Origin of the sequence: Aliirhizobium smilacinae, from assembly GCF_006335145.1 — a bacterium.
GTDB classification, from domain to species: Bacteria; Pseudomonadota; Alphaproteobacteria; order Rhizobiales; family Rhizobiaceae; genus Neorhizobium; species Neorhizobium smilacinae.
Map to the genome: position 1 here is coordinate 383,440 of NZ_VDMN01000004.1, position 11,724 is coordinate 395,163.

General features: G+C 56.3%; 14 protein-coding genes. 8 read left to right on the forward strand and 6 right to left on the reverse strand.

Features of this window, described 5'->3' with window-relative positions:
• The first annotated feature begins 42 nt into the window (after positions 1–42).
• Positions 43–273, forward strand: coding sequence for a DUF6894 family protein (locus tag FHP24_RS19735; protein ID WP_139677936.1), 231 nt, complete (start codon positions 43–45; stop codon positions 271–273).
• A 15-nt stretch (positions 274–288) separates the two neighbouring features.
• Here FHP24_RS19735 and FHP24_RS19740 read toward each other — a convergent pair whose 3' ends face one another.
• On the reverse strand, positions 289–1,005 hold the full coding sequence (locus FHP24_RS19740; protein WP_139677937.1) for a Crp/Fnr family transcriptional regulator: 717 nt from the start codon (positions 1,003–1,005) through the stop codon (positions 289–291).
• Positions 1,006–1,206: 201 nt separating this feature from the next.
• On the opposite strand from FHP24_RS19740, the gene FHP24_RS19745 reads away from it, so the two are divergent.
• Positions 1,207–1,569, forward strand: coding sequence for a response regulator (locus FHP24_RS19745; protein WP_180356060.1), 363 nt, complete (start codon positions 1,207–1,209; stop codon positions 1,567–1,569).
• Here the strand turns inward: FHP24_RS19745 and FHP24_RS19750 are convergent.
• On the reverse strand, positions 1,566–2,291 hold the full coding sequence (locus FHP24_RS19750; RefSeq protein WP_139677939.1) for a Crp/Fnr family transcriptional regulator: 726 nt from the start codon (positions 2,289–2,291) through the stop codon (positions 1,566–1,568). The two genes, FHP24_RS19745 and FHP24_RS19750, sit on opposite strands and share 4 nt — an antisense overlap.
• 417 nt (positions 2,292–2,708) lie before the next feature.
• Between FHP24_RS19750 and FHP24_RS19755 the strand changes: the two genes are divergently transcribed.
• Both FHP24_RS19755 and FHP24_RS19760 read left to right on the forward strand, forming a co-directional pair.
• A complete protein-coding gene (locus FHP24_RS19755) occupies positions 2,709–3,644 on the forward strand; it encodes a DnaJ C-terminal domain-containing protein (protein ID WP_139677940.1) in 936 nt (311 codons plus the stop codon).
• A 113-nt stretch (positions 3,645–3,757) separates the two neighbouring features.
• The gene (locus tag FHP24_RS19760) at positions 3,758–4,147 is read left to right on the forward strand and encodes a response regulator (protein WP_139677941.1); all 390 of its coding nucleotides are present in this window, start codon (positions 3,758–3,760) and stop codon (positions 4,145–4,147) included.
• Between the two features lie 80 nt (positions 4,148–4,227).
• Here the strand turns inward: FHP24_RS19760 and FHP24_RS19765 are convergent, their stop codons facing one another.
• The 3 genes from FHP24_RS19765 to FHP24_RS19775 are packed head-to-tail and all read right to left on the reverse strand — an operon-like array spanning position 4,228 to position 5,885.
• A complete protein-coding gene (locus FHP24_RS19765; protein ID WP_139677942.1) occupies positions 4,228–4,635 on the reverse strand; it encodes a DUF2177 family protein in 408 nt (135 codons plus the stop codon).
• A gap of 12 nt (positions 4,636–4,647) precedes the next feature.
• A complete protein-coding gene (locus tag FHP24_RS19770) occupies positions 4,648–5,304 on the reverse strand; it encodes a ChrR family anti-sigma-E factor (protein ID WP_139677943.1) in 657 nt (218 codons plus the stop codon).
• Positions 5,301–5,885, reverse strand: coding sequence for a sigma-70 family RNA polymerase sigma factor (locus FHP24_RS19775; protein WP_246091843.1), 585 nt, complete (start codon positions 5,883–5,885; stop codon positions 5,301–5,303). Before FHP24_RS19775 ends, FHP24_RS19770 begins: the two co-directional genes overlap by 4 nt.
• A 206-nt stretch (positions 5,886–6,091) precedes the next feature.
• Here FHP24_RS19775 and FHP24_RS19780 point away from each other — a divergent pair, with 206 nt between their 5' ends.
• The 3 genes from FHP24_RS19780 to FHP24_RS19790 are packed head-to-tail and all read left to right on the forward strand — an operon-like array spanning position 6,092 to position 9,452.
• Positions 6,092–7,447, forward strand: a complete 1,356-nt coding sequence (locus FHP24_RS19780) for an NAD(P)/FAD-dependent oxidoreductase (RefSeq protein ID WP_139677944.1) — start codon at positions 6,092–6,094, stop codon at positions 7,445–7,447.
• The gene (locus tag FHP24_RS19785) at positions 7,444–8,241 is read left to right on the forward strand and encodes a DUF1365 domain-containing protein (RefSeq protein ID WP_139677945.1); all 798 of its coding nucleotides are present in this window, start codon (positions 7,444–7,446) and stop codon (positions 8,239–8,241) included. The genes FHP24_RS19780 and FHP24_RS19785 overlap by 4 nt, the downstream gene beginning before the upstream one ends.
• Positions 8,241–9,452 carry an SAM-dependent methyltransferase gene (locus FHP24_RS19790; RefSeq protein WP_139677946.1) on the forward strand — a complete coding sequence of 404 codons (1,212 nt, stop codon included), beginning with the start codon at positions 8,241–8,243 and terminating at the stop codon, positions 9,450–9,452. The genes FHP24_RS19785 and FHP24_RS19790 overlap by 1 nt, the downstream gene beginning before the upstream one ends.
• Before the next feature lie 199 nt (positions 9,453–9,651).
• Here FHP24_RS19790 and FHP24_RS19795 read toward each other — a convergent pair whose 3' ends face one another.
• The gene (locus FHP24_RS19795) at positions 9,652–10,371 is read right to left on the reverse strand and encodes a phosphatase PAP2 family protein (RefSeq protein WP_394344652.1); all 720 of its coding nucleotides are present in this window, start codon (positions 10,369–10,371) and stop codon (positions 9,652–9,654) included.
• Between the two features lie 142 nt (positions 10,372–10,513).
• Here FHP24_RS19795 and FHP24_RS19800 point away from each other — a divergent pair, with 142 nt between their 5' ends.
• The gene (locus tag FHP24_RS19800; RefSeq protein ID WP_246091846.1) at positions 10,514–11,722 is read left to right on the forward strand and encodes an HlyD family secretion protein; all 1,209 of its coding nucleotides are present in this window, start codon (positions 10,514–10,516) and stop codon (positions 11,720–11,722) included.
• Positions 11,723–11,724: the final 2 nt, after the last annotated feature.

Here is an 11,724-nt window from a genome sequence, read left to right on the forward strand (position 1 = left end):
TGCTGCGCTAGAGGTAAGGCATGGGAAAGGTTGAAAATTCCCATGCCAAAATACTATTTCAATATCCGTTCTACCAATGATCGTTACGACGATCTGGAAGGAATCGAACTGCAAGACAAGGAGGCGGCGCTCTGCGAAGCGAAGGCCGCCGCGCGAGAAATCAGTGCAGACAGGTTGAGACGGGGTCTCTTTACAGACGGGAAAGTATTCGAGATTCAGGATGCAGGCGGCGCCGTGGTTGGCACGGTACCTTTCCCCCGCACAGTGGAGTAACGCATGCCACCACGGTCAGTGGTATGGTCCAAGCAGCCTGTTATATTCCCGTTCGCATTCGCCATAGGCATCTTTTGCAAATTCTTCCAGCGCCTGCCGATCGCGCACGATCATCATGCCACGCTCAGAATAGATCAGCTTGCGCCCCTCGAGCACATGAAGCGCGGTTGTAACGCTCGGACGGCGAACAGCCAGCATGATCGACAGGAATTCGTGAGTCAGGCTGATTTCGTCGCCATCAGTGCGGTCGTGGCACATCAGTATCCAGCGTGCCAGCCGTTCGTCGATATGATGGACGGCATTGGAAAGCGACGTGAAGGCGCCTTGTACCGATAGTGCCTGAACATACCGGCCAAGCAGGCTCTTGAGTTCGCCATCCTGATCGAGCAGCGGCTTGAGCAGCGCCGTCGAGATCCGGTACCCATCTCCCTGAACCTGCATGAAAATCGAAAACGGATCGGAGCCTGCATCAAGCACGACGGCGGCCGGCGTCATCCCGTCCCGCCCGAAGATACCGATTTCTGCATGTTGCCCCTGCGGCGACCGGGCGACAATCGACGCGATACCGGTTTCGGGAAAATAGGCGTAATCCGCTTCCTCGTGCGGCTCGGAAAGCTCGAAACCGCGCGGCAGCTCGACAAATTCCAGATGCATGGCGATTGCGGTAAAACTGGTTGTCGGCAAAAGCCGCAGCAGATTGTTCCGAACTGCCGTTTGCCGAATTTCACCCATTGCTCGCCCTTAAAAAGGAGAACATGGCCTATTCGGCTTCCTCTGGACGAGTAGTCTCCGCGTGATTTGCTCGATTTCATCTATGGCTATAAAATTCGAGACACAACCCGGCCAGGCAGCTCGGTACGGTATCAGACAAAGGGGTACAGAGAGCGAAAAACCGTTTATCTAATCAGTATCTTGTACGTCCAGAGATTCGATTTGCCAGACAAGCTCATATTGTTGCTGGAAGACCAGCCGCTGATCTCCCTCGACATCGAGGAAGCGCTTGCCGAAAAGGGCATGAGCAATTTCGTCACGCTGCGTTCCCGCAAGGATGCACTGAACTGGCTGGATGAATCAGCACCCGATTTCGTCCTGCTGGATTTGTATCTCGACGATGGCGACAGCCAGCCGGTCCTCGCCCGTCTTCAGCAGGGCCACATCCCATTCATGATCTACACCGGCAGCGAAAAACCTCCCGAATGGGATGAAAACCTTTTCGAAGGCAGCGAATGGATGAGCAAGCCGGGTGACCCCGATATTATGGTCGATCGCATCAGAACCCGGCTCGCAAGCATTTAGGCTGATTTTCGCGTAATATCATCGACAATGCCGAACATGCGTTCATATTCGCGCTCCGCTCCGCCATAGGAATCTGCGGCAAATTGCTCCAGTCCCTTCCGGTCCCGAACGATGATCGTCCCGCGGTGTGAATAGATGAGTTGCTTGCCTTCCAGCACATGCAACGCCACCGTCACGCTAGGGCGGCGTACCGACAGCATGATCGCCAGGAATTCGTGCGTCAGGTCAATCGCTTCGCCATTAACTCGATCGTGACACATCAAAATCCAGCGCGCCAACCTCTCATCAACGGGGTGTATGGCGTTCGAGAGCGCTGTAAACGCAGCTTGACTCATTGCCACATGCGCCCAGCGCGTCAATAGGCGCTTCAGCGAAGGTGATGTTTCGATCATATTCCGCATCACCGCAATAGGCACGCGGACACCATGCCCCGGCACCTGCATGACGACAAGATAGGGGGCGTCTGCGGCCCCCAACGCGATTGATGAAGGGGATACTCCCTCTCGACCCAACAATCCGATCTCCGTTCTCTTGCCGGAAGGTGACGTCACCACCGTGGAGATCACCCCGGAGAACGGGAAATAGCAGTATTCGAGCGGTTCACCGGGTGCCGAAAGCACGAAGCCTTGAGGAAGATCGATCGGTTCCAAGACAGATTCGAGCGCCGCGAAGTCGTTCTGCGAAAGACGCGCCAGGAGCTTGTTCTGGTTTCGTATATCCATTCTTCCTTTTCCTATCCTCTTTGTTGCATCCATTATATCCGGTGGTATTTCGACCCGAACGCACCGCCTCCTCTTCTTTGTCCGCAAGGCATGATCTGCCGATGCCGACCACCAAGACGGGCGCATTGGTAACGAGCGCTCTGCCTTGAAGTTCCCAAATGGAAACACCACCTCATGGTTGCTGGTTGCCTGTGAGGGACCGGCAAGATGAATTCCGCAGCTTCTACCGACCATGTTGCTTGATGAGGATATGGTGCGACGAAGGCTTGACCCTGTAGTGCCCGCCAAGCAAGGCGGAGCGCCGTCCGTATCCTTGTCCGACGACGTGTCGGACCGCTGCAAAGCCGCCTGAAACCATTGGTTCGTCTCTTCGATGCGGCTGTGGTTTCAGTTCATGTTTTGCGTCTGGAGGTAGTGATGAGACAGGATCCGTACGAAATTTTGGGCGTGAAGCAGGATGCGTCGCAGAAAGACATCCAGAGCGCCTTTCGAAAGCTCGCCAAGAAATATCACCCCGACCTCAATCCGGGAGATCGAAAGGCGGAGGAAATCTTCAAGGAGATATCCGCCGCCAACGAGATTGTCAGCGACGAGGAAAAACGTGCCCGCTTCGATCGCGGCGAGATTGACATCAACGGGGTCGAGCGCGCGCCCTTCCAGCAGCACCGGGAATATGCCGGAGCCAATGGCGGAGAGGCCTTTTTTGATGAAGGCGGCTTTTCGCAATTCGGCGGCTTCGACGATATTTTCGCAAGCTTCATGTCCCGGCGCGGCGGCAGCGGTCCGAATGCATCTCCGTTCGGCGAAGCACAGTTTCGCAAAGGCGCAGACGCCCACTATACGATGGAGGTCTCCTTTCTTGACGCGATCAATGGCACGACCGCACCGGTTTCGCTCGGCTCCGGTTCATCGCTTGATGTGAAAATCCCGGCCGGCACCCGCGATGGACAGGTTTTGCGCCTTCGCGGCAAAGGCGTCAAAGGTGGAGCCAAAGGTCACGATGGCGACGCACTCATCGAGATCAAGGTCAAACCGCATCCGTTTTTCAAGCGGGACGGCGACGATATCCGGGTGGAAATTCCCATTACCATCCGCGAAGCAGTGCTTGGCGGCAAGATAAGGGTCCCCACGCCCGGCGGCTATCTGAACGTGACGTTGAAACCACATACCAATACCGGCACAACGCTGCGCCTGAAGGGCAAAGGCGTAACGAAGATCGGCAGCGGACATGGAGACTTATTGGCAACGATAAAAATCGTGCTGCCGGAAATCCCCGATCCGGATCTGACAGCGCTTATGGAAAAGTGGCCGGAAAGATCGAATGAAGATCCGCGCAAGCATCTTAACCTTTAGACGAGGTGGAACTTTCTAGTCAGCCAAGCGTCCTGTACGACGAAAGCCATATTTGAATTATCTGGACCAGGTGTCATCCTCCCCTGGCCCAGGAATGACACTGTAAAGGTAATATGACTGAAGCTGATTATCTGAACGACTGTCCGAATATCCTGCTGCTGGAGGACGATCTTCTACTTGCAATGGATATGGAAGATCATCTCCTGCAAACTGGCCATAAGATCGTTGGCCCCTTCGGCAGGATTGCCGATGCGATAGATGCCATCCCACGCAATGATCTGGCTGGAGCGATCGTCGATCTGAACTTGCATGGAGAATTGTCGGTTCCGGTCATCGAGATGTTACAGGAGCGGGATGTACCGGTCATCATATGCGGCAGTCATGCGGAACTGCCGGAACTCAAGAGCAGGCTGAAAAATCTGCCTGTACTCCCCAAACCCTTGAACGCACAGAAACTCAACCGACTATTGGAAGAGACTTTTGGTACAAGCAACGTTGCCTGAATGGCCGCATTGAAACCAGCTGGAACGAATACGAGCACGGCGTCAATCTTACAGTGCCGCCCGTCTCTCCCTTAATACGTTCAGGACCCGCTGGAGAATTTCTGCGCCACGAAGTATCCGACAACGGCAGAAAAAGATGTCAGCGCCGTACCCCACGCCATATCGACAGCACTGACAGTCGGTGACCAGTTCTTCAGTGTTGCCAGGTTGGTCATGTCATAGGTGCCGTAGGCGATGAAGCCCAGAATTGCGCCCGCTACAGCCGCTGTCGTCCAATTTCCCGACAAAAGTGCAGGCTGGACGGCGAAATAGACGATGCCGGCAACGTAGAAGAGATAGAACACCCCGGCGGCCACAAAGTTAGGCTGGTCCAGCAAAAGGCTGCCGATCCGGCTGCGATAAAAACCGGTAGCAACCGTGCCGAGCCAGAGAAAATCGAGACCGAGGAAGGCGACGACGGTACCTATATAGGCCAGCGCATAGGTCATCTGTCTCTCCTGTCAGATTTTCAGGATCGGTTGCATCAGCCGCACGATCCAGCTCGAGAATTTCAGCGGCGCTTCGGTGACGGCAAGGCATATGCAATCCTCGCCGTCCGTCGCGGTGGGCGTGTGGAGCAGCTCACCGTCGGCTTCCTCGATATCTCCGCGAGCAAACAACTCGTCGCCGTCGTGAAAACTGCCGGCCAAAACGAGTGTCAGTTCCCGCCCCTCATGCGTGTGCTCCGGCACCGGCTTGCCGGCTGGAATACGCAGCAACCTGACCTGCGTCTCAGTGTCCTTCGTATCGATCAGGATCTGATAGGCGCCACGACCAAGCGCCCGCCACTTGAGGTCAGCAAGATCCCCACCAAGATAGGACCGCAACGGTTCAGGAAGCACGGCCATCGACTTGGGTGTTATAGCGCTTGGCCTGATTTCCTCGGCCTTGATATCAATCGCCCGGGTTTTGAAGCGAGCCCAGGCCACGTCTTCATCACCACTTTCGCTTGCCTTGTCCAGAAGCGCTCCGGCCGCTCCTTCCATGGCAGAGAGGCGCCGGCGGCAATCGGGGCAAAGGGCAAGATGGCTCGCCACAGCAAGGCTCCATCCTTCCGAGAGGCTTCCCGATGCGTAGTCTATCAGGAAGGCGTCGCTGATATGATGCTTCACGCTCATAGCCGCCCCTCCAGTGTGGAGCGCAGCTTCTCGAAGGCAAGCCGGATGCGCGACTTCACCGTGCCGAGCGGTACGCCGAGATCGCGTGCGATGGTCGAATGCGATGCGTCGTCGAAGAACGCCCTTCGCAATACATCAAGCTGCTCTTCCGGCAACGTTGCCATTGCGCCACGTAGCAACTGGGCTTCCTGGAGTTGTTGAAATTCCTGATCGGCGGGTGCCACGTCGTCGGCAACGAAAGCCGGATCGTTGAAGTCGAACTCCGGGCGCTTGCGTCGATAGGCATCGATCCGGACATTACGCGCAATCGTATAGATCCATGCCGATACGTTGCCGCGAGCGGGATCGAACTGACCGGCCTTATTCCAGACCGCCGTCATCGTTTCCTGCATCAGCTCTTCAGCGGCCTGCCTATCCTTCGTCTTGGCAGCCATGAAGCTGCGAATACGCGGCGCATAGAACCGGAATATCGCTTCAAATGCATCGACGCTGCGTTCCCGTCCGACGATGGAAAGCAGCCGCACCATCTCAGCCTTAGCGAGATCGTCGGCTATCAGACCACCGGAGTTTTTCTTGTTCATCCCGAGCCTATGCGCTGCGTGTCCCGTCAGCCTTAAAGCTGACGGTCGCCTCTTTTGACATTTATCAAGCGAGATAGAAATGCTCAGGTTCATGGCAAGCTTTACGAGACGCTTACGCCGCCGGATCATAGCCATTGCATCTTTTTGAGAGATCCGATTCGCACCCTAACTCGTAATGAAGTGCAGATACGGGCGAGGAATCTGGGATGACACCTTTGACGCAAAATTTCGGACAGGAAGCAAAAAAGATAGCGGTGATCGGATCGGGCATCAGTGGCCTCTCCTGCGCTTGGCTCCTGTCGAAAAGAAACGACGTCACTCTCTATGAAGCGTCCGATCGGCTTGGCGGTCACGCCAATACGGCAAGTATTGATATTGGCGGCCGCAGAATTGCGGTCGATACCGGCTTTATCGTCTATAATGAGACCAATTACCCTAATCTTGTCGCCCTGTTCGAGCATCTGCAGGTGCCGACGATTGCATCCGATATGTCCTTTGCCGCGTCCATGGACGATGGCGACTTTGAATACAGCGGTACCGGCCTCAAGGGCCTCCTCGGCCAGAAACGAAACGCATTTCGTCCGCGGTTCTGGGCCATGTTGCGCGACGTCTTCAAATTCTACAGGGAAGCGCCCTCCCTTCTTGACCGTTCCGATACGCAGGATATCACGCTCGGTGACTACCTGCGTGATGCGCGCTACTCCGCAACCTTCATCAACGATCACCTGATGCCGATGGGTGCCGCCATCTGGTCGACGACGGCGGCGGAGATGCACGATTATCCTCTGCATGCCTTCCTGCGATTTTTCGTCAATCATGGCTTGCTGCTTCTGTCGGGACGGCCGCAATGGCGCACCGTCGATGGTGGCAGCCGGGAATATGTCACCCGCCTCGCCGCGGATTTTGCCGGAACGACCCGCCTCACCGCTTCGGTCTCCTCGATCCGACGTGCTGCGAACGGGGTGACCGTTACCGACACGAGCGGCCGTTCGGACCTGTTTGACGATGTGGTAATCGCAGCCCACGCGGATGAGGCCCTGAACATGCTCACGGATGCGGATCAAAGCGAGCAGGATCTGCTTGGGGCCTTCGGCTACACTCGCAACACGGCTGTTCTACACAGCGACCCGGCTTTGATGCCCAGACACCGGAATGTCTGGTCGAGCTGGAATTACATGAATGGGGCAAAAAAAACCGGAGATCAGCAGCTCTGCGTCACCTACTGGATGAACAGGCTTCAGAACCTGGACACACAAAATCCTGTCTTTCTCACGCTCAACCCCAATCGGGAACCGTTGCCGCATCTGGTCCACGGCACCTATGATTATACCCACCCCCGTTTCGACACGCGCGCCCTGAAAGCCCAGAACGAACTCTGGCAGCTTCAGGGTATCAACCGCACCTGGTTCTGTGGTGCTTATTTTGGCAGTGGTTTTCACGAGGATGGCCTGCAGTCGGGGCTAGCCGTCGCCGAGGCGCTTGGAGGCATTCGTCGCCCGTGGAGTGTCGAAAACGAATCCGGCAGGATCAGGATTGGAGAGTTTCGCGAGGCCGCCGAATGAATTTGACGTCCAGCATCTATGCCGGCACCGTTGTCCACACCAGGCTGAGGCCAAAACGCCATAACCTGCGCTACAGCGTCTTTTCCCTGCTTCTCGATCTTGATGAACTGACGGTGATGGATCGGACGTTACGCCTTTTCGGCGTTAACCGGCGCGGCTTGTTCAGCTTTTGGGAAAAGGACCATGGCGCGGGAACATCCGGCGGACTGAAGAGCTGGGTCAGCGGGCAACTCTCCGATGCCGGCATAAAGACCAATGACCTGCGCGTGAAGGTTCTCTGCTATCCCCGCATCTTCGGCTACGTCTTCAATCCCCTTACCGTCTATTTCTGTTTCGGGCCGGAAGACAAGCTGCGCGGCGTGATCTATGAGGTCTGCAACACCTTCCACGAACGCCACGCCTATGTAATCCCGGCAAATGCCGACGACAGCGCACAGATAAGCCATTCCTGCAGCAAGGAGCTTTATGTTTCGCCTTTTGTGTCAATGGATTGCCGATACGACTTCACCGTGAACATGCCTGCGGACAAAGTGCGGATTGCGATCAAGGAATCCGACGCAGACGGGATGTTTCTCTACGCAATGTTCCAGGGAAAGCGCGCGCCCTTCTCCGATCGCGGCCTTGCGATGGCATTTCTCAGATATCCGCTCATGACTCTCAAGGTAACGGCCGCCATTCACTGGGAAGCGCTTTTTCTGTGGCTGAAACGGGTCCCCGTTCACCGCCATGCACCCGCACTCTCGCCAAGAACGACAACCATCGTCACCCACACTCAACGGACGGAAATCCGCTGATGTCGGATGTCGATCACAAGTTTGAGATGCCGGTCCAATCCTTTTCGCTCTTTGAGAAAATTCTTTGCCGCTGGGCCGATCGCCTGACGGCAGGCCAGTTGACGCTCATTTTTCCAAGCGGACGCAAAGCACGTTTCCTCGGAGAAACAAGCGGCCCCACGGCCATGATCGAATTCAGGACCATGCGCCCTCTTCGCCGCTTGGCCGCGGGAGGCAGCCTTGGCTTCGCCACATCCTATCTGGAAGGTGAATGGGAAACACCGGATCTCGGCGCGGTCATGGATCTGGCGATCGCCAACGATGGGCGGTGGCACGAGATGATGAAGGCAAGCCCCTTCGCCGCGTTGCTGGCCCGTATGCGCCACCGGCTGAACCGTAATTCGAAGGCGGGTAGCCGCCGCAACATCGCCTACCATTATGATCTCGGCAATGAGTTCTACGGACTGTGGCTAGACGAAACGATGACCTATTCCTCGGCCCTTTTTGCCCAACCTCGCGCGCACCTCGCCGAGGCGCAGAAAGCCAAGTATCGGCGTATCATTGAGGAGCTGCATATCGGCAAGGACGATCACGTGCTGGAAATCGGCTGCGGCTGGGGCGGTTTTGCCGAAGAAGCTATTCGCGCGACCGGATGCCGAGTGACCGGCCTAACTCTGTCGAAGGAGCAGGCCGCATTCACGAAAACGCGACTGAAGCAAGCGGGTCTCTCCGACCGTGCCGATATCCGGCTTGAAGATTACCGTGACTGCCAAGGCACCTTTACCAAGGTTGTGTCCATCGAAATGTTCGAAGCGGTCGGTGAAGAGAACTGGCGGACCTATTTCGATCAGGTCAGATCCCTCCTTTCTCCGACAGGACAGGCAATCATCCAGGTCATCACGATCGCGGAGGATCGTTTTGCCCATTACCGCAGCGATGCCGATTTCATCCAGACGTATATTTTCCCGGGCGGCATGCTGCCAAGCATCCCGGCATTCGAAAACGCGGCGCAGAAAGCTTATCTCTCTGTCGAGGATAGTTTCCGTTTCGGCCGCGATTACGAGCACACTCTGCTTCTGTGGGACAAGTCCTTCAGGGAAAACTGGCAGAGGATCATGTCTCTCGGTTTCGATGAACGTTTCTTCCGCATGTGGCATTATTACCTGCAATATTGCGCGGCTGGCTTCCGGACTGGACGCCTCGACGTCGTACAATTCAGGCTCGCCCGGTAGCGGTTTGCTTCTTCCGAAGCACTCTGCGCGTCACCGCGAGGCTGAGTGTATAAGGCATGACGGCAAGCAGTTTCATAGCAACTGCCTCCACGGGAAGCGGATATCGAACCTGTTGCTCTCGAGCCCATTGACGATGGCAACTGTTGCCTCGTCTTCGTTGATCAGCAAAAGCATCGGCAAATCGTTCGTTCTCGTCACCTCACTTTACGGAAACAGCTTCTTTCGGTTTCCGTTCGATAAAGCGACGCGCAACCAGCCAGCAACCTGCCGCCCAAACGGCACCCGCGCACCAGCCGCCCAATACGTCGGTCGGATAATGAACACCAAGATAGAGACGTGACAAACCGATAATGAACGTCAGGAATATCCCTGTCGCCAGCAGGAATATTCGTGTTGCGCGGTATTGTTGGGCACGGGAAAGCAGCGCGGCCAGCGTCAGATAAGTGACTGCCGAAAGCATCGCATGACCGCTCGGAAAGCTCATATCGTGGACCTCAACAAGATGCGGCACGATATCCGGGCGGGGCCGCGCGACACCGAGCTTGAGAGCGCTGCTGACCAGCCACCCGCCGGCGATCGAAACAAACATGAAGATGGCAATCGCAGTCTGTCGGGCCAGGTGAAGGTAGACGACAGCAAGAAGGGTCATCAGCGACAAAACCGTAACGCCGCCGAGCGCAGTAATGTCGCCCACCGCATGCGTCACCCAGGATGGCGCGATCGGCACGGCAAGGTCGGTCGTCTGTCTCAGCGCCAGCAGAATTTCCTCGTCGAAGGCATGCGTGTCCCCCTCTAACACCTCTCCTGTCAGTGTCAGGAAAGCGAATACGCCGCCGGCCACCAAGGCAAACGTTATGAGACCGATAGGTTCGAAGGTCATAAACCGATCGATAAATCTCCGATGGAATTGCTGATGCAATGGCATGCTCTCTCGCTGGCTTGGTAGGCGTTCAATCTAGATAGGGCGAAGACGCCGCCGCGCAAGAAATCGAGAGACTATGGCGACCGGTTCCTTATCCAGATAGTTGCGATTTAGCCGTCGCAGCAAATCGGGTGGAACCTTGGGCGAGGATGCTGCGTTTGCAGCACTTCTCAAAGCCAATATCGAGAGGCCTGCCGTGGCTCAAGTTCAGCGCGCTAACTCCGACAAAACCGACAATTCCGAAGCCAAGGAAAAGGAACCTGCCGAGGCTCATGGTCAACCAGCAGTCGACAGTGACGCGGAAAACAAGCCATCTGTAATTCGCCGGCACCCGATCTGGATCGCAGTCATCGTTCTCGCTTTAATTGGTGTGGGGGGCGCTGCTTATTTCGTCTGGCTGATCTTCTTTCATCCTTACGAAACCACGGATGACGCTTTTGTCGAGGCCCGCAGCTTTTCGGTAGCGGCCAAGGTCTCGGGTTATGTCGCCGAAATATCCGCAACGGACAACCAGCATCTGGAGGCCGGCGCCAGAATTGCCAGTATCGAGCCGCGTGACTATCAGATCGCACTCGATCAGGCAGACGCCCAGGTTGCCTCGGCAAACGCAGCAATCATCAACGCACAAGCCCAGATCGAAGTCGCGAAAGCCTCCATCGACGAAGCGCGTGCGCAACAGTCATCTGCCGATGCAGCCCTCCAATTCGCCCGCGATGAGGCTGCCCGCCAGAAGGAATTGGTTACCGGAGGCGCCGGAAGTCTGCAGACATCGCAGCAGGCAGACTTAAATCTGAGGCAAGCCCAGGCGACCTATACCCAGTCAGGTGCCAGCATCACATCCGCGGTGAAAAACAAAAATGCTGCCGAAGCCCAGAAAGCAAGCGCCGAGGCGAGCCTGAAGCAAGCCGAAGCGCAGCGCGAGACGGCAGTGCAGAACCTCAACTACACGACGGTGACAACGGCCCAGCCCGGCCGCGTCGTGCGGCTATCTGGCTCCAAGGGCCAATTCATCCAATCGGGGCAGGCAATCGCCATGTTCGTTCCCGACGATATCTGGGTCACAGCAAATTTTAAGGAAACGCAACTTGCCGACATGCGGCCGGGTCAGCCGGTCGATCTCGTTATCGACGCCTATCCGGGCCATCAACTGCATGGAAAGGTCGTCTCGGTACAGCCCGGATCAGGCACTGCCTTCTCTCTTCTGCCGGCAGAAAATGCCACCGGCAACTATGTTAAGGTTACCCAGCGCGTGCCGGTGAAGATTGCCGTCGATGAATGGCCGAAGAACGTGGCCATAGGTCCCGGAATGTCGGTGGTTCCGACAGTTACCGTCAGGCCGAGGAATTAATT

Excerpts from the sequence above, each read along its gene's own strand:
- FHP24_RS19780 (WP_139677944.1), top strand. The coding sequence starts at position 6,092 with ATGACACCTTTGACGCAAAATTTCGGACAGGAAGCAAAAAAGATAGCG.
- FHP24_RS19755 (WP_139677940.1), top strand. The coding sequence starts at position 2,709 with ATGAGACAGGATCCGTACGAAATTTTGGGCGTGAAGCAGGATGCGTCG.
- FHP24_RS19765 (WP_139677942.1), bottom strand. The coding sequence starts at position 4,635 with ATGACCTATGCGCTGGCCTATATAGGTACCGTCGTCGCCTTCCTCGGT.
- FHP24_RS19785 (WP_139677945.1), top strand. The coding sequence starts at position 7,444 with ATGAATTTGACGTCCAGCATCTATGCCGGCACCGTTGTCCACACCAGG.
- FHP24_RS19750 (WP_139677939.1), bottom strand. The coding sequence starts at position 2,291 with ATGGATATACGAAACCAGAACAAGCTCCTGGCGCGTCTTTCGCAGAAC.
- FHP24_RS19735 (WP_139677936.1), top strand. The coding sequence starts at position 43 with ATGCCAAAATACTATTTCAATATCCGTTCTACCAATGATCGTTACGAC.
- FHP24_RS19790 (WP_139677946.1), top strand. The coding sequence starts at position 8,241 with ATGTCGGATGTCGATCACAAGTTTGAGATGCCGGTCCAATCCTTTTCG.
- FHP24_RS19775 (WP_246091843.1), bottom strand. The coding sequence starts at position 5,885 with ATGAACAAGAAAAACTCCGGTGGTCTGATAGCCGACGATCTCGCTAAG.
- FHP24_RS19770 (WP_139677943.1), bottom strand. The coding sequence starts at position 5,304 with ATGAGCGTGAAGCATCATATCAGCGACGCCTTCCTGATAGACTACGCA.
- FHP24_RS19760 (WP_139677941.1), top strand. The coding sequence starts at position 3,758 with ATGACTGAAGCTGATTATCTGAACGACTGTCCGAATATCCTGCTGCTG.
- FHP24_RS19740 (WP_139677937.1), bottom strand. The coding sequence starts at position 1,005 with ATGGGTGAAATTCGGCAAACGGCAGTTCGGAACAATCTGCTGCGGCTT.